The organism is Pseudomonas sp. Eth.TT006, from assembly GCF_054456575.1.
On record NZ_JBTJEN010000001.1, the window covers coordinates 287540 to 311846 of the forward strand.

General features: G+C 59.1%; 27 protein-coding genes. 18 read left to right on the forward strand and 9 right to left on the reverse strand.

Annotated elements, in window-relative coordinates; translation table 11 throughout:
- The 16 genes from ACXR0M_RS01305 (at window position 1) to ACXR0M_RS01380 (ending at window position 13363) form a co-directional block, all read left to right on the forward strand.
- Window positions 1-405, forward strand: a complete 405-nt coding sequence (locus ACXR0M_RS01305; RefSeq protein ID WP_458829199.1) for a hypothetical protein — start codon at window positions 1-3, stop codon at window positions 403-405.
- A 212-nt stretch (window positions 406-617) separates the two neighbouring features.
- The gene (locus ACXR0M_RS01310) at window positions 618-1367 is read left to right on the forward strand and encodes a lysozyme inhibitor LprI family protein (protein WP_458829200.1); all 750 of its coding nucleotides are present in this window, start codon (window positions 618-620) and stop codon (window positions 1365-1367) included.
- Window positions 1368-1414: 47 nt separating this feature from the next.
- Entirely contained in the window at window positions 1415-1840 is a 426-nt protein-coding gene (locus ACXR0M_RS01315) for a hypothetical protein (RefSeq protein WP_458829202.1), read from the forward strand.
- 9 nt (window positions 1841-1849) lie between these two features.
- Window positions 1850-2311: an XAC2610-related protein gene (locus tag ACXR0M_RS01320; RefSeq protein ID WP_458829204.1), complete on the forward strand. Its 462-nt coding sequence runs from the start codon at window positions 1850-1852 to the stop codon at window positions 2309-2311.
- Window positions 2312-2330: 19 nt separating this feature from the next.
- Window positions 2331-3695, forward strand: coding sequence for a lysozyme inhibitor LprI family protein (locus ACXR0M_RS01325; RefSeq protein ID WP_458829206.1), 1365 nt, complete (start codon window positions 2331-2333; stop codon window positions 3693-3695).
- 140 nt (window positions 3696-3835) lie between these two features.
- Window positions 3836-4324, forward strand: a complete 489-nt coding sequence (locus ACXR0M_RS01330; RefSeq protein WP_458829208.1) for a cell division protein — start codon at window positions 3836-3838, stop codon at window positions 4322-4324.
- Entirely contained in the window at window positions 4317-5759 is a 1443-nt protein-coding gene (locus ACXR0M_RS01335) for a TIGR01777 family oxidoreductase (protein ID WP_458829210.1), read from the forward strand. The genes ACXR0M_RS01330 and ACXR0M_RS01335 overlap by 8 nt, the downstream gene beginning before the upstream one ends.
- A 9-nt stretch (window positions 5760-5768) precedes the next feature.
- A complete protein-coding gene (locus ACXR0M_RS01340; RefSeq protein ID WP_458829212.1) occupies window positions 5769-8219 on the forward strand; it encodes an alpha/beta hydrolase in 2451 nt (816 codons plus the stop codon).
- On the forward strand, window positions 8216-8725 hold the full coding sequence (locus tag ACXR0M_RS01345; RefSeq protein WP_458829213.1) for a hypothetical protein: 510 nt from the start codon (window positions 8216-8218) through the stop codon (window positions 8723-8725). Before ACXR0M_RS01340 ends, ACXR0M_RS01345 begins: the two co-directional genes overlap by 4 nt.
- Window positions 8725-9459 carry a hypothetical protein gene (locus tag ACXR0M_RS01350; protein ID WP_458829215.1) on the forward strand — a complete coding sequence of 245 codons (735 nt, stop codon included), beginning with the start codon at window positions 8725-8727 and terminating at the stop codon, window positions 9457-9459. The genes ACXR0M_RS01345 and ACXR0M_RS01350 overlap by 1 nt, the downstream gene beginning before the upstream one ends.
- A 38-nt stretch (window positions 9460-9497) precedes the next feature.
- Complete coding sequence (locus ACXR0M_RS01355) at window positions 9498-10001, forward strand: hypothetical protein (protein WP_458829216.1); 504 nt, start codon at window positions 9498-9500, stop codon at window positions 9999-10001.
- Between the two features lie 4 nt (window positions 10002-10005).
- Window positions 10006-10551 (forward strand): hypothetical protein, encoded by a 546-nt coding sequence (locus ACXR0M_RS01360; RefSeq protein WP_458829218.1) that lies wholly within the window; start codon window positions 10006-10008, stop codon window positions 10549-10551.
- 120 nt (window positions 10552-10671) lie between these two features.
- Window positions 10672-11385, forward strand: coding sequence for a tetratricopeptide repeat protein (locus ACXR0M_RS01365; RefSeq protein WP_458829220.1), 714 nt, complete (start codon window positions 10672-10674; stop codon window positions 11383-11385).
- Window positions 11382-12461: a tetratricopeptide repeat protein gene (locus ACXR0M_RS01370; protein ID WP_458829222.1), complete on the forward strand. Its 1080-nt coding sequence runs from the start codon at window positions 11382-11384 to the stop codon at window positions 12459-12461. Before ACXR0M_RS01365 ends, ACXR0M_RS01370 begins: the two co-directional genes overlap by 4 nt.
- Window positions 12458-13057, forward strand: coding sequence for a lysozyme inhibitor LprI family protein (locus ACXR0M_RS01375; protein WP_458829224.1), 600 nt, complete (start codon window positions 12458-12460; stop codon window positions 13055-13057). The genes ACXR0M_RS01370 and ACXR0M_RS01375 overlap by 4 nt, the downstream gene beginning before the upstream one ends.
- A gap of 144 nt (window positions 13058-13201) precedes the next feature.
- The gene (locus ACXR0M_RS01380; protein WP_458829226.1) at window positions 13202-13363 is read left to right on the forward strand and encodes a hypothetical protein; all 162 of its coding nucleotides are present in this window, start codon (window positions 13202-13204) and stop codon (window positions 13361-13363) included.
- 113 nt (window positions 13364-13476) lie between these two features.
- Here ACXR0M_RS01380 and ACXR0M_RS01385 read toward each other — a convergent pair whose 3' ends face one another.
- Window positions 13477-13848 (reverse strand): DUF6124 family protein, encoded by a 372-nt coding sequence (locus ACXR0M_RS01385; RefSeq protein WP_458829228.1) that lies wholly within the window; start codon window positions 13846-13848, stop codon window positions 13477-13479.
- Between the two features lie 520 nt (window positions 13849-14368).
- On the opposite strand from ACXR0M_RS01385, the gene ACXR0M_RS01390 reads away from it, so the two are divergent.
- A complete protein-coding gene (locus ACXR0M_RS01390) occupies window positions 14369-14752 on the forward strand; it encodes an SCP2 sterol-binding domain-containing protein (protein WP_458829229.1) in 384 nt (127 codons plus the stop codon).
- A gap of 265 nt (window positions 14753-15017) precedes the next feature.
- Here ACXR0M_RS01390 and ACXR0M_RS01395 read toward each other — a convergent pair whose 3' ends face one another.
- The 6 genes from ACXR0M_RS01395 to exbB all read right to left on the reverse strand — a co-directional run bounded on the left by ACXR0M_RS01395 (window position 15018) and on the right by exbB (window position 21922).
- Window positions 15018-16418 (reverse strand): aminoacyl-tRNA deacylase and HDOD domain-containing protein, encoded by a 1401-nt coding sequence (locus tag ACXR0M_RS01395; protein WP_458829231.1) that lies wholly within the window; start codon window positions 16416-16418, stop codon window positions 15018-15020.
- Between the two features lie 79 nt (window positions 16419-16497).
- Complete coding sequence (gene recG / locus ACXR0M_RS01400) at window positions 16498-18573, reverse strand: ATP-dependent DNA helicase RecG (protein ID WP_458829233.1); 2076 nt, start codon at window positions 18571-18573, stop codon at window positions 16498-16500.
- 9 nt (window positions 18574-18582) lie between these two features.
- Entirely contained in the window at window positions 18583-19512 is a 930-nt protein-coding gene (locus ACXR0M_RS01405; protein WP_458829234.1) for a LysR substrate-binding domain-containing protein, read from the reverse strand.
- 266 nt (window positions 19513-19778) lie between these two features.
- The gene (locus ACXR0M_RS01410) at window positions 19779-20534 is read right to left on the reverse strand and encodes an energy transducer TonB family protein (protein ID WP_458829236.1); all 756 of its coding nucleotides are present in this window, start codon (window positions 20532-20534) and stop codon (window positions 19779-19781) included.
- Entirely contained in the window at window positions 20531-20959 is a 429-nt protein-coding gene (exbD, locus tag ACXR0M_RS01415; RefSeq protein WP_458829238.1) for a TonB system transport protein ExbD, read from the reverse strand. Before exbD ends, ACXR0M_RS01410 begins: the two co-directional genes overlap by 4 nt.
- A gap of 6 nt (window positions 20960-20965) precedes the next feature.
- Window positions 20966-21922, reverse strand: a complete 957-nt coding sequence (gene exbB, locus ACXR0M_RS01420; RefSeq protein ID WP_458829240.1) for a tonB-system energizer ExbB — start codon at window positions 21920-21922, stop codon at window positions 20966-20968.
- A gap of 188 nt (window positions 21923-22110) precedes the next feature.
- Between exbB and ACXR0M_RS01425 the strand changes: the two genes are divergently transcribed.
- Window positions 22111-22968, forward strand: a complete 858-nt coding sequence (locus ACXR0M_RS01425; RefSeq protein WP_458829242.1) for an SDR family oxidoreductase — start codon at window positions 22111-22113, stop codon at window positions 22966-22968.
- Between the two features lie 139 nt (window positions 22969-23107).
- Here ACXR0M_RS01425 and ACXR0M_RS01430 read toward each other — a convergent pair whose 3' ends face one another.
- Window positions 23108-23848, reverse strand: coding sequence for a putative periplasmic lipoprotein (locus tag ACXR0M_RS01430; RefSeq protein ID WP_458829244.1), 741 nt, complete (start codon window positions 23846-23848; stop codon window positions 23108-23110).
- 73 nt (window positions 23849-23921) lie between these two features.
- Window positions 23922-24302 (reverse strand): RidA family protein, encoded by a 381-nt coding sequence (locus tag ACXR0M_RS01435; protein WP_003229509.1) that lies wholly within the window; start codon window positions 24300-24302, stop codon window positions 23922-23924.
- Between the last annotated feature and the right edge of the window lie 5 nt (window positions 24303-24307).

The following is a 24307-nucleotide window of genomic DNA, read 5'->3' on the forward strand; positions in this document are numbered from 1 at the left end:
TTGAAAAATATTTTTCTATTGATGGCTTTGGCTTTCTCCTGCTGTGTATTTGCTACAGATGAGAAAAAAACAGCTGTAGATGTATACAAGGCAGATACAGCTATGGTCGCAGGTAAGTTGGTTCGTTACTATCAAACTTTATCTAGTCCGTGCATTATGGTACAGATTCTCGTGCCGGGTGGAGGAGGTGCTGCAAGTAATTCAAAAAAATTCTGTAATGTCTCAGGAAAAAGTTTTAATGATGACTTTTCTGAAGTTATTTTGGAACGTGGGGAATTTTCAAATGAAGGTCTTTCGCTCACGTTGAAGCTTATGCCTCTGACTGAAGGTTCAGATGTTGTTGAAGTATGCAGCTTTAAGATTGAAGGTGAGGCGCTAAGTGGGCCGAAGTGTAGTGTTAAGTAGCGGAAAATTAAAGACCGCGGATTAAAGTGGCGAATAACGAGAGAGAATGAGGGCAGGCTACTTTTTAGGTTTAAAGGGGACGGATTTGTTTGTTGCGCTCGACTGCTTTGAAGCTTTAATAGATCTGGCTCGTTTGTCGGTTCTGACTCTATTTTCTGTCGCAGGGCCGTTCAGAATTGAACGGATCACTAAGTTTTTATGGACGCCAAGGAATGCAGATTTTCAGATTCAGTCTCATTTTTTTACTTTCAATACTGTCGCCTGTGGTCATGGCTGAGGGCACGATGATTGCCACGATCCTTCAGGCCGACTTTTCCACGGACCCGGAAGTCCGGTTGCTTGTCAGAGTCGTCGATGTGGGTGGCGGTTCGGATACCCCTTCCATGGCGATTCGTAATCAATGCCTGGAGAGGAAGGCGTCCGCAGAACGTCCTGGGCCGGATCCGTGCTTCTCAATAGAGATCACTGAGAGCACAAAGCGACGGGCCATTGTTCGGCAAACGCTATTGAATGATCCTCAGCGCACAACGGACCCTATCTATTTGGAAATTGTTTATCGCTCGGAGGTCAGCGAGAGCGATCCGACGAATCACCACCAGCGATCCGCCACGGTGAAGATCGAAGAAAACGGCCTCTACAACTGGAACAATGAGAGCGAACAAGCGTTGGCGGAAGTTGAGTGGTTTCCCTCGGGAAATGGTGTTCTCGACCTATTGGTTCCTGACGCGGATGCATTGCTGAACTCTGTATATCGGGATCGTATGAGTCGGCTGGACGAGAGCGGTCAGAAAGCACTGAGGGAAACGCAAAGAGCCTGGATGAAATTTCGAGATGCGGAGTGCCAGGCCGACCCGAAATCGCATAAATCAGTTTTCGGTGAGTGGTCCGACGCCTGCCTGATTCGCGCGACGATAGAGCGTGCTCGCCAATTGGCTTTGGCACCGGACAAGAGCAGACGTTGAAACGGACAAGCCAGAGCATTCGAGCGAAAGCGCCGACTTGGATGAGCATGAACAAGCTTTTCTTTCTCTTTTTTGCGCTATTTCCTTTAGGTGCTCAAAGCGCAGTCACCACCGAATCACTCTGCTTCGAACTCTCCCCATCCAGCCCGGTGAAATTCGAACTCCGTACCTACTATGACGAAGCCAGCAAATGGTCTGGTGGTTTTGTGAAGTACGCCAAATCCAGCGAGCCCATTTCCATCATGTTGGCTGATTCCCAGAGCGAAATTCTCGATCCGGACGCGCCTTGGCAGTACACCAGAACCTGGTCCGAAGTCGTCAACGGCAAGGTCACGGGGACTTATGAGTTGATGACGCAAGGCTCGCAGATCGTGTCGATGTCTTACACAAAACAGTCCAATGGCAAGGTGTACAGCTTCGGAATCAATACCAGCATCGACTCTTCTCCGGAGTCCGGATGCAAGTGGGAATAGGGCTAGCACATGCATTTCAAAGCTTTAGCGTTATCACTGTTGGGCCTGCTGTGGACGATCCCTTCCCTAGCCGAAACCACCACGTTCAGTCCAACCAAAGGCGTCGACGCAACGCTGATTATCGAAGGCTCCAAACTGAACATCGCGGTTAAAAGCGATACGCACAGCGAGTCGCGAACCATCGATTTTGAAGCCGAAAACGAACTCCACGTGCAGTTCTACGATTTCAATTTCGACGGCGCCCAGGATTTCGCGATCTGGCAGCTCGATGACGGCATGGGCACTCACGACTACTACCGAGTATTCGTTTATCAAGTCAAAACCGCCACGTTCGAGGAGTTGCAGCCGGACTGCGGCGATGGCTTCGTTAACCTGCGCGTCGACAACAAACGCAAAGCGTTGCTCAGCACCTATTGGGAAATGAACATACCCAAGCAATGCATTACCCGATTCACCAAACGCAAAGCCTAATGACTCAAGGATGAACCCAGTGAACCGTTTTGTTTTTACCCTGCTGGCCGTGCTGCTGCCAGTCTCAGCGGTGTACGCGCAGGATGACTGCAGCCATGTCACCTCAAGCCCGGAAATGGTGCCCTGCTCTGAGGCGGCGAAGAGCGCGGCCGATGCGCAGTTGAACGTCAGCTACAAGCAGTTGATGGCGCGACTCGAGTCTGACTATCGAACAAATCCAGCGTTGGGCGCGGAGTACGTGGCGAAGGTCAAAGAGTCGCAACGTGCATGGCTGAAGTTGCGCGATGCGAATTGCCCGTTGGAGGCGTTCGAGATCGAGACGGGGATGCCGGCGCATGTGGTCGCGGTTAATTCGTGCATTGCCAGAATGAGTCGCGAGCGTTCGGCGTATCTGGACAAGATTGCTCCTGCCCTTGCATCCGACAAGAACACTTCGAACGCGCCGGCCAGCGGTGCTTGTCCTTCGGAGGAGTTCGCGCCTTTCCTGGCAGCGTTTTCCGCCAACAGCGAATCACAACGCCGCTTCACGGCGATGACAGTCAAGTCGCTGGTGTTGAGACCGGTAGCGGGGAAGGATCAAATTACCTTTGAGCCTTCAACGTCGGGTGTCAGTGCAGCCACTTTCAGCTATCCGCTGATGGCCGCCATCGCACCCGGCAAGACACCTGGAGTCGAGATCGAAGAAGTCGACGACAGTCACGTCAACGTGGTGGATAAACGAGCGGGCAATAGCAATATCAAGATCTTCAACTTTTCTCGCCAAGCATGCTGGGTATTAGAGGGTGTTGAAGATTGGTCGGTCAGCGAGAAGGATCTTGTCGCGACACTTAATCCCGCAATGAGTCGTGCCGAGAATTTCTGTTACCAACGTGCTGAAGCTTTGGGCGGGTTGGGTTTACTTGAGCAATATCGTTTGACCGCGGAGTTGATTGAAGCGTCTCTGGAAAACTATGTCTGTGCGGCAGAGTCGGGTGATCCACTGGCAAGTCTGTCAGCGGCTAGCTTGAGCCTTTCGCAGATGGCGTCTCAGTTGGAAACCAGCAAGGTTGAGGCGTTGTTCAAAGCGGCTTCGGTAATACCTAAGGGGGCGTTGGCTTATGCCACGTTTTTTTGTATAGGAAACTCCACCGACTATAACGGTCCTTGCCTTCATCCCAAACAGGCAGAAGAGCAGATCTTCCGGGCGATTAACATGGGGTCCACGGATGCGATGAATTATCTGGCTGTTACCTTTGAGAACGGAGAGTTGGGAACAAAGGATATGTCTCGAGCGTTGGCCTGTTATCAAATGGCGGCTGACAAAGGCATTCAGTCGGGTATCGACAGCGTGAAGCGATTGAAGTCGCAAGGTCCGGAGCCGATCAAGGCGAGCCATTGCATTTGAAGTTCGAGGCTATGTTTGAAGCGCCTGCGCACCGGCTTGGCCTACGGTCGTCACGCTAAAACGTTTAACACTTGAGCATCTGACAATCTCGATTTTCCTTTAAACTCCCCACCCCCCAAGGAACGCGCGCAGGACACGGAATGCCAGTCCCCTCGATCTCCCTTCGCCGCATGTTGGTGCTATGGCTGTACGCCGCTGCGCTGGTGCATTTACTCGCCGGTCTCACTTTGAGCTGGGCCGGCCATTCCGGTTTGCTTGAGGGTTATTTGCAAACCCTTGAACAGACTTTCTGGGGCGCCGATGCGGTGCCCGTTGCCGCGCGTGAGCAACAGGTCTGGTGGCTCGCGTTGTTTGGCGCGACGTTGCAAAGCTATTCGCTGTTCATGCTGGCCTTGGTGCACATCGGCAATCGCCTGCAAACCCCGCTGGCCTGGGCCGGGTTGATGGCCGGTATTGTTTGGTGGGCACCACAGGACATGTTGCTCTCCGCGCAACAACAGATCTGGTCGCACCTGTGGTTCGACAGCGCAGCGCTGCTGGTTCTGCTGCCGCCACTGCTCTGGCTGTATCGCCACGACCGCCGAATTTCCTCTTCCGACACTTCCTTGAGTGAGCCAGACCATGCCTGATTTTTCGTTACTGGATTGGGCGCTCACGTTGCTGATTGCCCAGGCGTGCCTGGGCGCGCTGGACACCCTTTATCACCACGAACTGACCGTGGCGCTGCCGTATCGGCACAGTGCGCGGCTGGAGTTGTCGATCCACGCGATGCGTTCGTGTTTCTACGGGGTCTTGTTTCTCGGCATGGCGCACCTGCAGTTCGGTGGTGCGTGGGCGATCGTGATTGCGCTGTTGTTCGCGCTGGAAATCGGCCTGACCCTGTGGGACTTCGTGGTTGAGGATCGCAGCCGCAAACTGCCGGCCATCGAACGCATCATGCACACCGTGTTGGCGGTAAATGGCGGGGCTTTTTTTGCGTTGTACGGGGTGCAACTGGCGCAGTGGGCGAGTTTGCCGACCGGCCTGAGCGCGATCGATCTCGGCTGGAAGGGTTGGGTACTGACCCTGTTTGCGCTGGGCGTGACTGCGTCGGGGATTCGTGATGGCCTGGCGGCGTTGCGTATGCAGCGTGAAGGAAAACCTTCCAACCCGTTTGCCGGCGGCGCCTACAAGCGGGTGCTGGTTACCGGTGGCACCGGGTTTATCGGTGAAACACTGGTCAATCAGTTACTCGACGCCGGCCACACCGTCAGCGTGTTGGCCCGTGATCCGCTGAAGGCTGCTTATCTGTTCGATGGCCGCGCACGCTGCGTGCGGTCGCTGAGCAAACTCGGCTACTGCGAAACCTTCGACGTAGTGATCAATCTCGCCGGCGCGCCGGTCGCCGGCCCACGCTGGACTGCCAAGCGTCAGGCGCAATTGCTCGCCAGCCGCGTCGGCACCACCGAAGCGTTGATGACCTGGTTGAACAACGCCAAGCACAAGCCCGCACTCTGGATTCAAGCCTCGGCCATCGGTTTCTACGGTGTACGCGATGCCAGCGAAAGCCTCGACGAACACGCCAGCAAGGGTGACGGTTTCATGGCCGAGCTCTGTGCGCGTTGGGAGGCTTCGGCGCAACCCGCCACGCTGTTTGGCGTGCGTCAGGTGGTGCTGCGCCTCGGCGTGGTGTTCGGGCCGGGCGGGGCGTTGTTGCCATTGCTGATTCCGTTCCGCCTGGGTTTCGGCGGACGCATGGGCGACGGTCAGCAGATCATGAGCTGGGTGCATCGCGACGATGTGCTTCAGGTGATCGCCCGCTCCTTCCACGATGAAAATTTGCGCGGCACCTACAACATGGTCGCGCCGGAAACGGTCAGTCAGGCAGCGTTCGCCGAGAACGTCGGCCAAGTCCTCAAGCGCCCCGTGTGGTTGCACATTCCCGCCGCGCCAGTGCGTGCGATGGCGGGGGAAATGGCGCAACTGTTCTTCGACGGCCAGCGTGTGGTGCCTCAGCGTTTGACCGCGGCCGGCTACACATTCCGCTATCCAACCCTCGACGCCGCGCTGCGCGATCTGGCCTGAGAATCGCTCATGAGCAAGCCCTTGATGTACCTGCTGGCTGGCAACGGCAGCGCCGCCGATTGGTGGGATGATGCGCTGCCGCACTTTCAGCGCTACGACGTGGTGCCGCTGGAGCTGCCTGGCTTCGGCGCCAATCCGCAGCCGCCTTGCGAGGATCTGGCGGACTACGCGCTGACCTTGTTGGCGATGACGCAAAAGGGCAGCGCGATCATGGCGGTCGGGGTCAATGCCTTGCTTGTATTGCATGCGTTGCAGCGTCGGCCCGGGCACTTTTCCCGCAGCGTTTTGTTGGCGCCGGTTGGTGCGTTTTTGTGGCAGCGGCGCTTGCCGGCGCTGATGTCGCCGCTGCCGATTCGTAAGACCATTCACTGGCTGCTGTCGAACAAACCCACGTTGTTCGCGCGCAAGTTTTCCAACCAGACCTGGACCCCCGCGCAATACCAGCGCATGGGCGCAGGTTATGCGCGCTGCCGTGCGTTCGTGCCGCACTGGGACCTGATCCGCGCCGACACCGCGCTGCCACTGCTGGAGTGGATCGCCGATCCGGTCGAGCTGGTCTGGGGCGATCAGGACGCGGTGCTCGGCATTGAGCAAGCGGCGGCGTGGTCGGCGATTCTCGCTCGCGCCGATCTGACCATCAGCCTCAAACCCGGTTGGGGTCATTACCCATGGATCGACTCGCCCGCGCAGTTCGCGCAGTGGCTGGAGTCGGGCGAGCGCGGGTTTGTCGCGCACACCAAGGGCGGGCGTTTGCGTTTGGCTGAACTGGCGCGGCAAGTGGTGCCGGCAGCGCTGACGCTCAACGATTGCGACGATCCGCGTCTGCCGGCATTTCTCGCCGCGCAACCTGATGCGACCTGGGCGGTGCGTTCCTCCAGTTATGGCGAAGATCAGGCCGACTCGGCCAACGCCGGCTTGAGCACGACCTATCTACGCGAGCCGACCGTCAACGTGCCAACACGCATCGCTGAACTGACGGCCGAAGGCGTCGAGGAAGTGGTGGTGCAGCGCTTCATCACCCCGGTAGTGTCCGGGATCGCCTTCGTGCGCCATCTCTCGGTGGAACTGGAATGGGTTGAGGGTCATCTCGAATCACTGGCCGATGGTCACGTCAGTCCCTCGCGAGCAACGCTTTCGCGGCTCGGCGATGCCTGGCGCAGCGGCACGTTCACGCCGGCCCATGGCTTGACCGAAGACCTGCTCTGGCGCTTTCTGCAAGACGTACTGCGTGTGTTCCACTACGTGCCCGGCGACGTCGAATGGGCCTGGGATGGCGCGCAGCTATGGCTGCTGCAATACCGGCCGATCAGCGACTACGGCTGGCGCCGCCACCTGACCGCTGCGAACATCGCCGAGATCCTGCCGCCGCAACCGAGCGTACTGGTGGAGTACGCCCAGCGCCGCGCCGCCGCGAGTATCCCGGCGATCATGGCGCGTTGGGATGCGCGGGTGTTGCAGGACAACGAGCCGTTCACCGCAGTGTTCGGCGGCGCGTCCTATATCAACAATGATCTGTTTCTTGCCCGGTTGGCCGACTGGGGCATCAGCGCCGATAACTACGCGGGCGAAGTGGGTGGCGCGACTCCGCATTTGCCTTGGCAGCCGCTGAAGATGCTGCGTTCGTTGCCGTTGTTTTTGCGTATGCAGCGTAAGGCGCGCGGCCATTTGCTGAATCTTGAACACGGCTTGCAGCGCTTCGATCAGGAGCTGGCCGACCTCGTCGCCCAGGCTGCTGATGGCCAGCAACTGGCGGACTGGTTCACTCGGTTTTACGTGTTCGTGGTGCAAGGCAATCTGTGCATCGCCACGGCGCTGGCCAGCAGCGGCGGCGATTGGCTCGGCCGCCCGCCGACCGCTTACGACAATCTGGAAAACAGCCCGCATCGCTTGCCGTGGGAAACCGATCCGGCCACCCCGCGACCCGCGTCGAGCGAACTGCCGCTGCAGCCATTCCCGCAATGGTCCGGACTGATCCGCCTCGCCCATTCGACCGGCCTGCCGGGCCTGCGCGGTTACTACCTGCAAGTGCGCGAGTGGTATCGCGACAATCTGATGCGCATCTTCTTCCGCCTGCACCACGCCATGCCATTGGCGGATCGCGAACACTGGTTTGCACCACATCCGGACGTACGCACCCGCGATGGCAGCTTCTGGCAGGACGGTCGCGAAGGTGCTGAGCAGGCCACCGGGTTCATGATTTATCCGGGGCAGGTGCAGGGCATTCTTGGCGTCGACATCCTTCTCGAAGACACCCTTGATCCGGGACGGCACGCGCACTACCAAGCGGCGCGGGCGGTGATTGCGCGGATGGGTGGGCGGCTGTCGCATGGTTCGACGTTGCTGCGGGAATTGCGCAAGCCGTCGGCGGTGATGCCGCAGGTGGATCCGGCGTGGGTAGGGTGCGAGGTGGTGTATCGGGATGGGGAGTTGGAATTGATCAATTCGAAGGATGCGAAGTGAAACGACTGCTGGTGTTATTGATGAGCTGTATGCCAATGGCTGGCATGGCGACTGATCTGTGCAACGAGAGCAGCGATACCAAGAACTTTCTCTCGCAATGGATGGAAAGTGCAGATCGAAAGATTGATGTGCATTCGTCGTTCTACGACGGCCATTTTTCCCTGGAAGAGGGCAAGGTCGTGTATCAAGGCGACCTTAATGGCGACGGCCAAGATGACTTCATTTTTCTCTCATATTCAAGTCACGGCTCAGCAGGTGATATGACGTATGCCTTCCTGATCCAGTGCCGCGGTTACTTGAAACACACGGGCGGTGATTACTTCGCCGGAGTCAAAGTTCTGGACGGACCGCCCAAGAACGGCGGCGATGTAAAAGACATCGAGATCTACTCCTACATCCGCGATAAGCGCGACCAGATCCGCTACAAGGGCAAAGAGGCCATGACCCGGCCCCATCTGTGGCAATTCAATCCGCAGACACAGCTTTATGAAGGGGAGTCAGAGTAATGGACGTTGTAAAACGCTGTTTCCTGAGCGGCTTGTTGACTGGTTTTTTTGCGCTTATGCAGGCAGGTCATGCGGGTGCCGCAAGTGACGTAATGGTCGGTAATGCGACAGGTCAGTTACCGGTCGTGCAAGGGCCAACCGAGGCCTCGGTCGACATGACCCCTTGTCGTTTTTCCATGACGCTTGCGCACGATCAATGGTTGCAGTTCAACGTACCCGATCTGATATTCATCGCCTCCCAACAATTGCCCGATCCCTCCAGCGCACCACACTTGTGGCAAACGCCGACATCCAGCGGCCATGAATGGAATTTTGAAAAGTCGGCCAACCTGACCCAGCCATGGTTCGGGATCATGTGTGAAAACGTCGGCAGTTTTTCTTCCCTGACGACGCAGCCGCCGGCAGATGACACGATCGAGCTGCAACAGCTGCGTGAGGCCAATGATCGCAAATGTCCGGCGACCCTGACCGAAGTCGGCTGGCGACCAACGCCGCTGGCAGGTGACCCGCAAACCTATGCCTTTGAGTCACTGGAGGGGGCGAAGTCGTCAGGGTTCATCATCGGCTACCACCACAAGCATCAACCTCAATTCAGCCGTATCGCCTTCTGCCTGGTTCAGGGCGAGCAGGTGCTGATCGGTGCTGCCGAATCGGGCTCATCCATCCCGTTGGCGATCAGCGCCGAAGGTTTCGAACATATGAAGACTGTAGTGCGCAGCATTGCTTTCCAATGAGCATGCCGGCGATGCCTCACACCGAATGGAGTCACCCCGTGAAAGGATTTGCCGTTGTGTTTGCCAGCCTCCTGGCTGCTTCCACATCCGTGTTCGCTACCGAACCGGCGTTCAAGGACTACAGCGTTTCAGCCGTTTACAGCGGATCGCACCATGGACTCGTGCCGCAGGAAAACAGCAGCCCGATGATGGACAGCACCCGTGCCAACGCCCTCAAGGGCAAGGTCAATTTCGCCGGTCATTACATCCTGTACCGCTTCGGCTGTGGCGGCGGCGCGCTATGCGGCGAAGTGCTGGATGCCCAGACCGGTGAAGTGGTTGGCGGTTTGCCGAATGCTTACGACGGCAGCACGTTCGGCATGGTTTACCAGCCCGATAGTCGCATGGTCATCGTGTCCGGCATCACGCTCGACGGCGAAGAAGACGCCCAAGGGAATGCTTTGGAAAACGGTAACCGGGATCGTCACTACGAATTTGTGAACAATGAATTTCGACTGCTGAGCATGACCGATGTGGAAGCGTCTCCGATGGATGAGGAGTGAGTGGATGAGCCGTTTTCTCGCGGGCAGCTTTTCGCTGCTTTTCTCGCTTCCAGCTCTCGCCTCGCCTTCGGACGCCTTTACTCAGCGCGATGTCATGCAGTGCGGCGGTGTTGAAGTGGTGTTGGTGTCGTCCTGCCGATCGGTGACGGTGGATGGTGCGGAAACCCACGTCGTCCCGGTCTGCTCCGACCAAACGATCAACATCGGTAGCAAGGTGCTTCGACGCGATATCAGCAAAGTTTCACAACTCACTTCTGACGGTGCGAAGACGAAGATGTTGAGCAATGTTGTTGTGGCGATGGACTGCGTGGAAGGCACCAAGGGCAGTCTTGTTTCGATAGGCGGATATGGCGGTTGTGGTGCCTGCGCGGAGTGGCACGGGTATTACTCGACAGCAGGGCGATTGGAGCAATACAGCTTCGATAATAACCAACGCTCTTTGGGCTCGAAGGGATCTCGGGAAGAGCTGATCAAGGCTTATGGCGTCACGAAGAGACAGCTTGTGTCAGAAAGCCCGGCGGTGAAGAGGATCGTCTATGGCCAGCCTTAAGTGGGTGTTGATGATCGGCAGTTTGTTCAGCGCTACCAATGTCTTTGCCGTTGACCCGCCAATAGTGGGAGCCGTCGGAAACACAGTTACGTTCCAGGAAAAAAATGGACATCACCCGTAGTGGAATCTACCACTGCCTGGTTCACCGCGAATGGCAAAACGTTCCCCGTGTTCCATGCCGGCGTTGGTGCCCAGGCTTATCCCGAGGGGCTCAGCCCAGACAAAAAATTTCTACTGGCGACTGCGGTGGAGTACGGCGTAGTCATAGGTGAGAACGGAGAGGAAATAGCGACATCACAGGGACATTGCGATGTGATCTCGATGGAAACCGGTTGCGTACTTGCTGAGAGTTACGAGCGGTTTTGTGAGGGTAAATGGGTAGGCAATCGATGGGTTTCCGAAGAGGGCGGGGTGCTCAATCCTGTCTTGGAGACTAAGTCGCCCAAGGACCTTCTGAAATATGCTTCGAGTATTGGGCCGATACAGTCCCGAGCAGAGTCCATCGAATGGAGCCTGAGCTTTTTAAGCCCGGAATCCTATATGGCGTGTCATCCCCCGGCGCAAAATGTTCAGGCTTACAACGACCTCGGTTTTTATCTGGCCGAGGGCGGCAACGATGAGTTGGCGCTAAAGTTTTATCGAGGCGTTGAGGCTGTCGGCAAGCGCACGGTGCTGATGCTGAACATGGCTGACTCGCTGTGGCGACTTGATCGGCAAGAAGAAGCGCAGCGTTATTACCGCGAGTACCGCGATGCGATGAGTGCCGCCGGTAAAGCGCAGAAAATTCCGCGACGCGTCGTTGAGCGATCCGAAATTCAGGGACTGAAACAGTGAATACGTTTGTCCGCTTTATCGTGTTGAGCCTTGGGCTGGTAACCACTTCATACTCATTCGCTGCTCCACAGGTGATCCAGGAAATTCCGGCTAGCTTGCTGGGTGATGCGTCGCGGCAAAAGGTATTTGTGCTGGCGGGAGATGCGGATGAAGTTTCTAACCGATTGTTGATTGCGCCGGAACAAGCGAGTAACGAGGACATCTTGCTCGATACGTCGAAGGCGCTGCCTCTGATCAAGAGTCAGTACTCGTCTGCGCTTCAGGGTGTATTCAGCGTTCATGTACTCAAAGGTCGTCCTGGCGTCATGACTGTCATTGATCCGCAGGCTGAGGAAGCTGTGATCAAGCAGCCGTTCGTTGACGCTGGGGATTACATCGCGCTGGTAACCAGCGAAGAAGATAACGCGGTTTACAACTTCAACCTGTTGTTCGCCTTCAACAGAGGTTCAAAGCAGTTTGAGCTGAAAGCTCTGCTGGAAGTGGCGAATAACGACTCCTGTGACCGATCGCTTGTTAGCGTAGTGGAGTTGCCGGTGCAGACACTGGGCCCCATCACTCTCGCTTCTTTCGATGGGCGTGAAGTGCTGCCGAAGCTGCAGGTTGCTCGTACTGGCAGTATTGAGGGCGTTAGAAAGAAATTGATGACCGTCAATTCGGTTGATTTGCTGGATATGGCGCTGGCAGCCTACCGCAAGGGTGATGACTCTTCCTTCAGGGATACGATGAGCTACGCGTTGATGAGCGGTGGCTCGCATGACACTTGTCCACCGGATAGCTATATCGTCGCAAAGTACTACTACCCGCAGCGTCCCGGCTGGTCCAACGACCTCGGTTTTCTGCTCGGCGAGGCGGGTTACTACGCTGAGTCGATTGAACTGTTGAATGCGGTAATTGCACACAACCCAGAGCGGACGGTGGCTTATCTGAATCTCGCAGATAGCTATTGGGCTATGAACGATAAAGAGCGAGCGGTGCCGGCGTACAAGCAATACGCATCGCGTATGTCGGAAGCGGGAAAGGCTTCGAAGATTCCCGCTCGGGTAGCTGAGCGCAGTGTTGGAGGATCCGGATCATGATCAAACTCAAGACGTTCTTTGAGCTAATCGTGGGTGTTTTTTTGGCTGCTTCGCTGGTTCCAGCGCATGCGCAGGAAGCCTGTAATCCCGACAGCTTTACCAATCGCGATTTGGTCATGTGCGGTCAGCAGACTTTCGAGAAAGTCGATGCAGTCTTGAATGAGCAATATAAGAAAGCGCTGGCCATTTTGGCGCCTGCGGAAAAGATGCAACTCAAAGACGTGCAGAAGAAATGGGTGCGCTTCAAAGAAGAGTTTTGCGAGGAGATCTATCAAGGCACGTTCCCGGGTGCTGAAGCGCCGATTGATAGGCTTGGGTGTCTGGTGCAAACAACCAACGCACGTTTGGGAGAGTTGATTGCGCTGCAAACCGGGTTACCGCTGGACGGTTTTTACAAAGCCGCCACGGCCATGGCTGGGCAGGACCTGGAAAAAGGACTGGCGACTTCAATGGAGCGATTGGGGGGAGCAGCCTTCGACGATCCGCTTTGGAAACAATACGCTGATGGGCACTGTGAAATGGCTGGTCGGCTGTTTCGTGAAGACTTCGCTTATTGCATTGTTCGTATGCGTTTTCAGTTGCCTATGAATCGCTGATGCAATGATTGGTTTAAAAGCGTTTCCTGCGTTTTTTTACCTGCCCGCTGACAGAAAAGGACTCAATATTCCCTTGTAGTTGACTTGTTATTGGGGGAGCCGCGCCTCTAATATCCGGCAAATCGCGATACCTGCAGGGTTTCCATGAAAAAGTCCAAACATGACCCCAAGCCTATGATGGCTGCCCGGATCCAGGCTGAAGCTCGTGAAGTTTTGGCTAAGCGTTCCGGTAAGCGCAGCCGTTTTCTGGATATTGCGTTGGCCAAAGGTTCTGATTTTGAGCCTGTCGGTCGACTGGCCGGCTGAAGGTTTCGGATTCTCAAAAAAGCTGCCGTGATTGGCAGTTTTTTTTGCCTGGATTTTTACAGACGGTTGCAGAAAGGGGACTTAACGTCCCCTTTTTTCATCCACAGACTTCGCTACGGCTTGGCCGCCACGCTTCGCACTTCAATCTGGTCGAGCGTTCCTTCGACCATCAGACGCACCCCATTTGCCATTCTGCTCAGGGCCAGCGCTACCGAGCGGCGGGAGCCGTGGAGGTCGTCGGCGAGGTCGCAGGCGATTGCGCTGATGGACAGGAGGTCTTCGGAGGCGTTGGCCATCAGGGCTTCGGCGTCGGTGCCGGGGGCGAGGTTGAAGAGGCCGGTTTCGCGTTTGGGCTGGGGTTCGGCGGGCGGTTTGAAGTGGTGGTCGAGGGCGCGTTCGGCGGCTTCGTGGAATTTCCTGGATTCCAGGGATTCGTAGGGCGATATGTCTGGGGATTCGGGGGGATTGGGTGTTGGTTTGATCATGGTGCAGCTTCCTGAAATTGTGAGGCTGACACCCATCGCTTTGCACTTCGAATAGGTGGCAGCTGTGCGTTGGTGTGCAAGACCGGTTCAGGAACCCGGCAGACCCGGAGGTCTCCGACGCACAGCCGCCATAACGATTCGCGAGCATAGGAAAACGCTCGGCGAATTGCCATCAACGAATGTGCACCTGAACCGGACTTGCACGTCCGAGTCACCGATTTTGCGGCGACACACACAGGCTATCGATGATGCTCCGAGCTGCCTAGTTCACAGGTATCCCGGCGCTTTGCGGGAAATTTCCCATAGGTTTGCAGGCTGGAAGATCAAAAGATCGCAGCCTTCGGCAGCTCCTACAGGGATGTGTTTCGACAGGTGTAGGACATTGGGTGTGTGATCGTGACTTGGCGGTCATCGTGCGGGAAATGGGCTGCATCATCTTCCAATAGCGGCAGATAGTGGCGTTATCGTTCGAATCCCTTACACTGCCCCGGCCGTTCATTTTCCTTTTGAGGCTGTGCGCATGAAATTTCGTTTTCTTCTGTGGATGATGGGTTTGTTGATGGCCAAGGCCAGTCGGACCAATCCTGCGTTTCAGCAGCAGTTGGGTGACAAGGATCTGGTGTTTCAGCTGCAGACGCTGGACGGCAAAGTGGCGCGGCATTTTGTGGTGAAGAATCAGCGCATCACCAGCAAGTCCGGCGTGGTGGCGGAGCCGGCGTTTGCGATTGCGTTCAAGGATGCGGCGTATGGCTTTGCGACGATGCAGGCGAAGAACAAGCAGTTGGCGTTTATGCAGGGGATTCAGGACAAGTCGATCCAGCTCAAGGGCAATCCGGCGCTGGTGATGTGGTTTCAGGGGTTGATGAAGTATTTGAAGCCGAGGAAGGCCAAGCCTAAGGTTTGAGTAGAAGGGCATATGTAGATGGGCTGTTGTGGCGAGGGGATTTATCCCCGACCGACTGCGCAGCAGTCGCAAGCCCGGTCAGCTGGATGTTTCAGATGCGCCTGGGATTTTTTGGGGCGGGACCGCTTCGCAGCCCATCGGGGATAAATCCCCTCACCACAGGTTTTGTGTCAGGCGGGTAGATCGAGGTGAATTCTTCGCGAGCAAGCCCGCTCCCACAGGAGGTCACCGAAACCTTGTGGGAGCGAGCTTACTCGCGAAGTGCTTAGGCCTGGCTGAATTGCGAAGCGAGTTCCCGCAGCAGCACTTCAGCCTCAAGCACTTTGCTGACCACATCATTGGCCTTGTCGCGGCTCAGGCCGACGCGGTCGAGCAGGGCGTCGGGGATGTCTTCGTCGGGGCCGGAACCGATGCCGCGGCTGCGCAGCAGGCGCACGGCCAGGCAGACGAGGTTCGGGTATTCGGCGTAGGCGCCGTCGTAGCCTGGGTCGTGCTGGAAGCGCAGGGCGGTGGCCAGTTCGTCGGGCATGTCCCAGTAGCGCATCAGCCACGAGCCGATCTGTTCGCGGCTGATACCCAGCAAGTGTTGTTCGATGTAGCTGTGGCACAGGTGCGGGTTGACCTCCAGGTGGCGGCAGATCAGCGAGAAGTGCGGCGGGAACACGTGGGCCAGCAGCAGGTAGCCGAAGTTGTGCAGCAGACCGGCGAGGTAGGTCAGGCCGGCTTCCGGGCGCTGGGCGCGCGGCATGGCGCGGGTCAGGCCTTCGATGACGGCGGCGGTGTAGATCGATTGCTGCCAGTACGGCGTGGTGTGTTGCGGGTGGTCTTTGGGCAGGCTCAGGGTCTTGCCGAGGGCCAGGCCCAGCGCGAGGTTGATCACCAGGTCGAAGCCCAGCACGCGGACGATTGCGTCTTCCACCGAACGGATCTTGCCCGGCGACGCGTAGTACGGCGATGCGGCCCAGCTCACCACCTGCGCGGCCAGCGCCGGGTCGGTTTCAACGACGCCGGTGATGTCGTCGATGGTGGCGTTGGGGTCGACGCGCAGTTTGATGATTTTTTGCGCAGTCTCGGCCAGCGGCGGAATCTCGATGGTCGCTTCCAGCCGCTGCTGGATCCGGCGTGCGGTGAACGCCTGCACGGCCTGGGTGATTTCCTCGCGGTCATCGTCCGGGCGATCGAGGTTGGGGCGGATGCTGCTCAGCGGCTCGCCGAAGTTGGCGGCGCTGGCTTTGGTCAGCATGCTCTTGAAGTCTTCGCTGGCGATTTCCAGCAGCAGGCCCGGCTCGCCGGAGTTGATCAGCAGCTTCGGCTCGCGCAGCAGGCTTTCTTCGTAGAGGCACGGCGAACTGGTCAGTGCCGGCAGGCCCGGCAGCAGGCTCAGGCTGTGTTTGCCGAGCATCTTTTCCAGACGTTCGGTGGACACTGCGGTCAGGCGTCGGCCGGTCAATTCGGCGAGGCGGTTGAGGTCGAGCAACTGGCTCTGCGCAAACAGCACCATCAGCGCGCCCACGGCATCGTCCAGCAACACGGCCTGGACCTTGCGCGAAGCATTCAGGCCGTGGTGGTCGAGCACTTCTTCGTAGGCGATGCCCAGCTTGCCGAGCAGCAGCCGAATCACGGACGGCGCTTGCGGGAGTTCGGGGGCGAGAGCTGCGTCGGTCATGGTCTGTATCCGTTTTTGAAACAATGGCAGGAGTATAACCAGCTCTGCCGCAAGGAGCTTTGAGAAACTGCGACGGTGCTCACACTTGGCCGTATTGCTGCCCATGGCGCAGCCAGCGGTCGAGCAACGGGCTGACGTGGGTCGGCCAGCGCTCCAGCAGGGCTTGGGCGGCGTCGCGCACGGCGGGCAGCAGATCGGCGTCGCGCATCAGGTCGGCGACCTTGAATTGCAGCAGGCCGGTCTGGCGCGTGCCGAGCATTTCCCCGGGGCCGCGCAGTTCGAGGTCTTTTTCAGCGATGACAAAACCGTCGTTGGTTTCGCGCATGATGCCCAGACGCTGGCGGCCGATCTGCGACAGCGGCGGGTGATAAAGCAGCACGCAATGGCTGACCGCGCTGCCGCGACCCACCCGCCCGCGCAACTGGTGCAACTGCGCGAGGCCGAGGCGTTCGGGGTTTTCGATGATCATCAGGCTGGCGTTGGGTACATCGACGCCAACTTCGATCACCGTGGTGGCGACCAGCAGCTGCAGGTTGCCGGCCTTGAATTCGGCCATCACGGCAGCTTTCTCCGCAGGCTTCATGCGCCCGTGGATCAGCCCCACTTTGAGCTCGCCGAGAGCGGCGGTGAGGTCTTCGAAGGTGGTTTCCGCGGCCTGACAGGTCAGCTCTTCCGACTCCTCAATCAGCGTGCACACCCAATAGGCCTGACGCCCTTCGGCGCAGGCGCTGCGCACCCGCTCGATGACTTCGACGCGGCGGGTGTCGGTGACCAGCACGGTGTTGACCGGGGTTCGTCCGGGCGGCAGTTCGTCGAGGATCGAGGTGTCGAGGTCGGCGTAGGCGCTCATCGCCAGGGTGCGTGGAATCGGCGTGGCGGTCATGATCAATTGATGCGGGCACATGCGCCCGCCGACGCCTTTCTGCCGCAGCGCCAGACGCTGCTGCACGCCGAAGCGGTGCTGTTCGTCGATGATCACCAGCGCGAGGTTCTTGAACTGCACTTCGTCCTGAAACAGCGCGTGGGTGCCGACCACCATCGGTGTGCCGCTGGCGATCTGTTCCAGCGCAGTCACTCGGTTCTTGCCCTTGAGCTTGCCGGCCAGCCACGCGACGTCGATGCCCAGCGGTTCGAGCCAGCGCTTGAAGGTGATGAAATGTTGTTCGGCGAGGATCTCGGTCGGCGCCATCAGCGCGACCTGATAACCGGCCTCCAGCGCTTGCAGCGCAGCGAGGGCGGCGACCACGGTTTTGCCCGCGCCTACGTCGCCCTGAATCAGCCGCAGCATTGGTTCGTGCTGGCTGAGGTCGTAGGCGACTTCGTTGCCTACACGTTGTTGGGCGCCGGTCGGGTTGAAGCCGAGGTTGGCCAGGTACTTCGGCGGCAGCTTGGTGGCTTTTGGCATCGCCGGCGCACGTAACGAGCGCATGCTTTCGCGCAGGCGTTGCTGCGACAGTTGATGGGTCAGCAGTTCTTCGAAGGCCAGACGATGCTGCGCCCAGTGATGACCGAGAGCCAGTTCATCGACGTCGGCATCGGCGGGCGGGTTGTGCAGGTAGCGGATCGCATCGGCCAGCGGTGCCAGTTGGTAGTCGCGGGCCAGCTCGGTCGGCAGCCAGTCGGGCAGTGTGGACGGCTTGAGCAGGGTCAGGGTCTGCATGCACAGCTGGCGCAGACGCTGCTGGGTCAGGCCTTCGGTGAGCGGATAGACCGGGGTCAGGGTTTCATCCACCGGCGGCGGCTCGTCACCGGTGATGGCGCGGTATTCCGGGTGGTAGATTTCCAGCCCCGAGGCACCGGGCCGCACTTCGCCGTAGCAGCGAATCCGCGTGCCGCGCTTGAGGCCTTCTTTCTGCGCATTGCTGAAATGGTAGAAGCGCAGGCTCAGGCCGCCGGTGCCGTCCTGCATGCGCACCACCAGGCTGCGCCGTCGGCCCATGACCACGTCGGCGCCGCTGACGGTGCCTTCGACCACCGCATCCTGACCCGGTCGCAAGTGGCCGATCGGCACCACGCGGGTGCGATCCTGATAACGCAGCGGCAGGTGAAACAGCACGTCCTGGAGATTCTCCAGGCCAACCTTGGCCAGTTTCTCGGCCATGGCTTCGCCGACACCCTTGAGTGCCGTCACCGACACTTGCGACAGCTCGGTCATGACGCTCGCTTACCCGGCCGTAACCGGCGCGGCGGGTTTGGCCACCGAGCACAGGCGAACGGAGTCGGCGAGGATTTCGATGGCTTTCGGCCGCGGGAAACTGGCGCGCCAGGCGATGGCCACGGTGCGGAACGGAACCGGCGCCGACAATGGGCGCACTTCGATCACGCCCGGCGCGTAGTGGTGGCTGTCCACCGCCGACAGCGGCAGGATCGAGATGCCCAGACCGGACGCGACCATGTGGCGGATGGTTTCCAGCGAGCTGGATTCCACCGTGGTGTGCTTGGCGCCGTCGTTGCCTTTGGTCAGGGTCGGGCAGGCTTCGAGCACCTGATCGCGGAAGCAGTGGCCTTCGCCGAGCAGCAGCAGGCTCTTGTCGTTGAGCAGGCCGGCGTCGATCGATTCCTTCTGCGTCCACGGGTGACCGGATGGCATCAGCACATAGAACGGCTCGTCGTAGAGCGGCAGGGTCAGTACGTCGGCTTCGTTGAACGGCAGGGCGATGATGATCGCGTCGAGTTCGCCGTTGCGCAGTTTGTCGCGCAGCACGTGGGTGAAGTTTTCTTCGATGTACAACGGCATCTGCGGGGCGACCCGGTGCAGTTGCGGAATCAGGTGCGGGAACAGGTATGGGCCGACGGTGTAGATCGCGCCGACTTTCAACGGCGCGGTCAGCTGGTTCTTGCCCGCCTGGGCCAGCTCGCGAATGCCTTGCGCCTGCTCGAGGACTTTCTGCGCCTGGGCGACGATGCCTTCGCCGACCGGAGTCAGGCGCACGGCGCTTTTGCTGCGCTCGAAAATCAGCACACCGAGTTCGTCTTCAAGCTTTTTCACGCCCACCGACAGGGTTGGCTGGCTGACGTGGCAACGCTCGGCGGCGTGGCCGAAGTGCTGCTCTTGGGCGAGGGTAACGATGTAGCGTAATTCTGTGAGAGTCATAGCGAGCGTCCATGAAGTTGCGGGCCAAGCATAACGGCTGCAATCGATAGACGCACGTTATCAGACTGAGGGAGGAATGCGACACCGGGCAATGTGAGTTTGCATTGCGCAGATACGTAAAAGGCACCTTGCGGTGCCTTTTTGGCCGAATCTATTGGTTTGCACATCACCTTGTGGGAGCGGGCTTGCTCGCGAATGGGCCGTGTCAGTCAACATTGAGCTGACTGAAGCACCGCATTCGCGAGCAAGCCCGCTCCCACATTTGATCAGCGGCGGCGTTCGAGGGAATACACAAACGGCGCCACAATTTCGATCGAACCGTTGTTCAGCATGTCCGCCGGTGGCTTGGGCAGTGGCTGTGCGCGGCGGATCATTTCCAGGGTCGCCCGGTCCAGATCGGCGTTGCCGGAGCGGCCCACCAGTTCAAACGACAGCACGTTGCCTTCGCCATCAACCACGAAGCGCAGCCGGTTCAAGCCTTCCTTGCCGCGCGCCTGAGCACTGGCCGGGTACTTTTTGTACTTGGCCAGATGCGCGAGCAGGGTGCCTTGCCAGCTTGCCTTGGCGGCCAACTGGGCGGGCGACGGCCCCGGTGCCGGCTGGGCGGATTTCTCCGCCGGCGCCTGGGTTGGTTGCGTATCAGCCGGTTTTTCCTCGGACGGTTTTTCCTTCACCGGCTCCGGCTTTTTCTCCACTGGTTTGGGCGGCTGCGGTTTTGGCTTCGGCTTGGGTTTGGGCTTGGTCTTCGGTACGGCAATCTCGGCCTTGGGCGCTTCCGCCAGTTTCGGAATCGGCAACTCTTCCACCGGCGCCGGTGGCTGCGGCGGTGTGACGACTTTCGGCGGAGCAGGCGGTGGCGGGGCCGGAACCGGTGCCAGCTCGACCATCATTGCCTGCGGCGGCAGTTCGATGGGCGGGCGAGCGGTCCAGTTCAGCGCCAGCGCGATGGCCAGCGCGTGAACGCCCAGCACCACGGCCAGGCTACCGCTGTAACGCGTCAGCTTATGGCGCGTCGTGATCATTTCTTGACTGCGCTCTCGAGGCCCACCAGACCGACCTTCAGGTAACCGGCCGAGCGCAATTTATCCATCACGCTCATCAGGTCGCCGTAGTCCACGCCTTTGTCGGCCTGGAAGAAGATGGTGGTGTCTTTCTTGCCCTGGGTCTTGGCGTCGAGCGTGGCGCCGAGGGTGTCGGCGTTGACTTCGTCGTCGCCGATATACAGGCGCTGATCGGCTTTGACGCTGAGGAATACCGGTTTCTCCGGTCGCGGCGCCGGTTTGGCGGTCGAGGCGGGCAAGTCGACTTTGATGTCCACGGTGGCCAACGGAGCGGCCACCATGAAGATGATCAACAGCACCAGCATCACGTCGATGAACGGCGTGACGTTGATTTCGTGGTTCTCGGCCAGATCGTCGTCTGCGCCTTCTTTCAAATGCAGGCCCATGGCCAATTACCCCACTTTCACCATGTGCGGTTGCGAGCTGCTGCGCTCAGGCTGGTGATCGAGGTCACGGCTGACCAGCAACAGCACCTGCGCCGAAGCGTCGGAAACCTGCGCCTTGTAGCCGGCGATGGAACGGGCGAACACGTTGTAGATCACCACTGCCGGGATCGCCGCGACCAGCCCCAGCGCAGTGGCCAGCAGCGCTTCGGCGATGCCCGGCGCGACGACGGCGAGGTTGGTGGTCTGGGTCTTTGCGATGCCGATGAAGCTGTTCATGATGCCCCATACGGTCCCGAACAGACCGACGAACGGCGCGGTGGAGCCGATAGTGGCGAGGACGCCGGTGCCGCTGCTCATGTTGCGGCCACAGGCGGCAACCAGACGCTCGAGACGGAAGCTGACGCGCTCCTTGATGCCTTCTTTCTCGCGGCTATTGACCGACAGACGCATCTCTTCAAGGGCGTCGTGCACCAGCAGGTTGGCCAGGGTGCCTTCTTTGGCAGCGGTGGCGCTGGCTTCCTTGAGGGTGGCGGCTTTTTTCAGCGCGGCGATTTCACCTCGCAGACGACGCTTGGCGCCCATCAGCTCAAAGCCTTTGGCGATCCAGATGGTCCAGGTGATGATGGACGCGATGGCCAGACCGATCATCACGATTTTCACGATAATGTCGGCGTTCTGGTACATGCCCCAAGGCGACAGGTCGTGGGCCATGCCCAGGCTGTTGTCGGCTTCGAGGACTTCAGGAGTGCCGGCCGGGCTGGCGTCTACCGATTGCACCGGATCGGTGGCGGCTGGCGCTGCGGCGGCAGGAGCGTGTTGTTCGGCGGCTGCCGGAGCGGCCGGTGCCTGGGCGTCAGCGAACGCGGCGGTAGGCGCCAGCAGCAGGCTGAGCAGCAGGGCGGCTACCGTGCTCCAGGCGCGAGGTCGTGTGGTTGGCGAAGCGGGGAATTGATTACGTGTCATGCTGGCCGGACCTGAGATAGAAAAACGGTGATGCTCTTCCAGGCCTCGTGAGGCCGAGAACAAAAGTGGGGTGCATTATTGCAAGTAATTCTTGTTAACTAAAGTAATAGAGTCTCTTTTTTTCCTTGATTGCTAACCACTCGTCATCCGGTGAGCGTGGTTCAAGCCCTTGTAACGGGAGTTTTTCAATGTCTGCGCCTTCGGTTTTGATCGCCGGTTGTGGTGATGTCGGGAGCCGTCTGGCCAAGCAATTGCTGGCCGGCGGATGGGAAGTGCATGGCCTGCGCCGGGACGTTTCGCGTCTGCCTGAGGGCGTCATCGGCGTGGCCGGTGACCTGTTCAAGGAGGATTGCCCCGAGACCTGGCCGGTAGGGGCGGTGGATTACCTGGTGTATTGCGCGGCAGCCACCGAGCACGACGAGGCCGGTTATCGCGCGGCATATGTGCAGGGTTTGCAGAACGTATTGAGCTGGCTGGATGACTACGGGCAAACGCCTGATCGATTGATCTTCGTTTCCAGCAGCAGTGTGTATGGCCAGCAGCAAGGGGAGTGGGTCGACGAGAATTCGGAAACCGTCGCCAGCGGATATTCCGGGCGGCTGATGCTCGAAGCCGAGCAAGTGGCGCTGAAAAGCGGCATTCCGGCGAGCATTGTGCGACTGACCGGGATTTATGGTCCGGGCCGTGAGTGGCTGCTGACTCAGGTGCGTCGCGGTTATCGAGTGGCGGTCGAGCCGCCGCTGTATGGCAATCGCATTCATGCCGATGATGCGGCGGGACTGATGGCGTTTCTGCTGGAGAAGTCTCGGCAGGGCGTGCAATTAGACCCGATCTACATCGGCGTCGACGATGCGCCGACGCCGCTGGCCGAGGTGGTTGCCTGGCTGCGCGCCTATCTGGGGGTTACCGAATGGGCGGACGATGCCAGCGTGCGTCGCACTGGCAGCAAGCGCTGCAGCAATGCCCGGGCGAAGGCGTTGGGCTGGACGCCAAAGTATCCGAGTTATCGCGAGGGTTACGCGGCGATTCTCGACGGCAAATGCTGACGTTCTGCAACCCCAAAAACAACTGTAGGAGTGAGCCTGCTCGCGATGAGGCCATAACATCCAACACTTATGTTGGCTGCCAAACCCTTATCGCGAGCAGGCTCACTCCTACAGGGGCATGTGTTGTTCTGAGGTGCGCTTACTGCTTCTCCAGCAACCACTTGCGTTCACCCGGAGTGAACTGCGGCATTTCATCCGCCAGTGCGGTATTCACCGCCTGGAAAATCTCCAGTGCCTTGCCTTTGCGGGCAAAGATCCAGTTGTTGCCCTGGCCGTTGAGTTGCAGCCACATGCTGTCGTGGTCGCTGTTCATCGACGCGCAGTCGCCGGCCAGGCACAGGGCATAGCGGTCGGCGCCGGGCAGACCGGAAACCTGGCCATCGGCCTGGAATTGCACGGTGTTGCCTTCGCCGTCGCCGCTGGCAATCTTCCAGCTGCCGCCCAGGTACGCGGAGTACAACGCGCGTTCGAAGCTGGCACCGATCGGCGCGCCTTCCGGTACCGGGATTTGCGCGCGATCGAATACCTGGTCGGGTTCGTTCTCGGTGGCGGCTTGTTTCATCCGGCCGCCGTCGCGTTTCAGCTCGCTGCCGGAGCTGCCATAGAAGTCGACTTTCCAGGCGCCGGACTGTTCGCCCTGCAGCCGGCCTTCGACGTTCTCGAAACCGTTGGTGTAGCGGGCCTGACCGGCCTTGGTGTTGACGTCCCACTCCAGGTTCGGGCCATAGGCCTGAAGCGCTTCGCGCAGGGGGCCGCCCTTGGCAGCAGCATCGATCGCCACCTGGTTGATCCAGGTGCCGCTGATGTCACGGTCGGCGGGGTCGCTGGCACAGCCGCCGAGGAAAATGGCGAGCAGCGAGAGAGCAAGCGCTTTGCGCATGGTGGAATCCTTTCAAAACCTTTTCTTTACCGCAGTGCAGGCGGCGCAGCGATTGAACGCTGCGCCGTGCGCATTACTCGATGACCAGGATGGCATCCATTTCGACTTGCGAGCCTTTCGGCAGCGCGGCAACGCCAATGGCGGCGCGGGCCGGATACGGCTGGTCGAAGTATTTGCCCATGATCTCGTTGACCTTGGCGAAGTGGCTCAGGTCGGTGAGGAAGATGTTCAGCTTGACGATATCCTTGAACGAACCGCCGGCCGCTTCGGCCACGGCTTTCAGGTTTTCGAACACCTGGACGGTCTGGGCTTCGAAGCCTTCAACCAGTTCCATGGTCTTTGGGTCCAGCGGGATCTGGCCTGACATGTAGACGGTGTTGCCGGCCTTGATCGCCTGGGAGTAGGTGCCGATGGCGGCAGGGGCCTTGTCGCTGGTGATAACGGTCTTGGTCATGTATG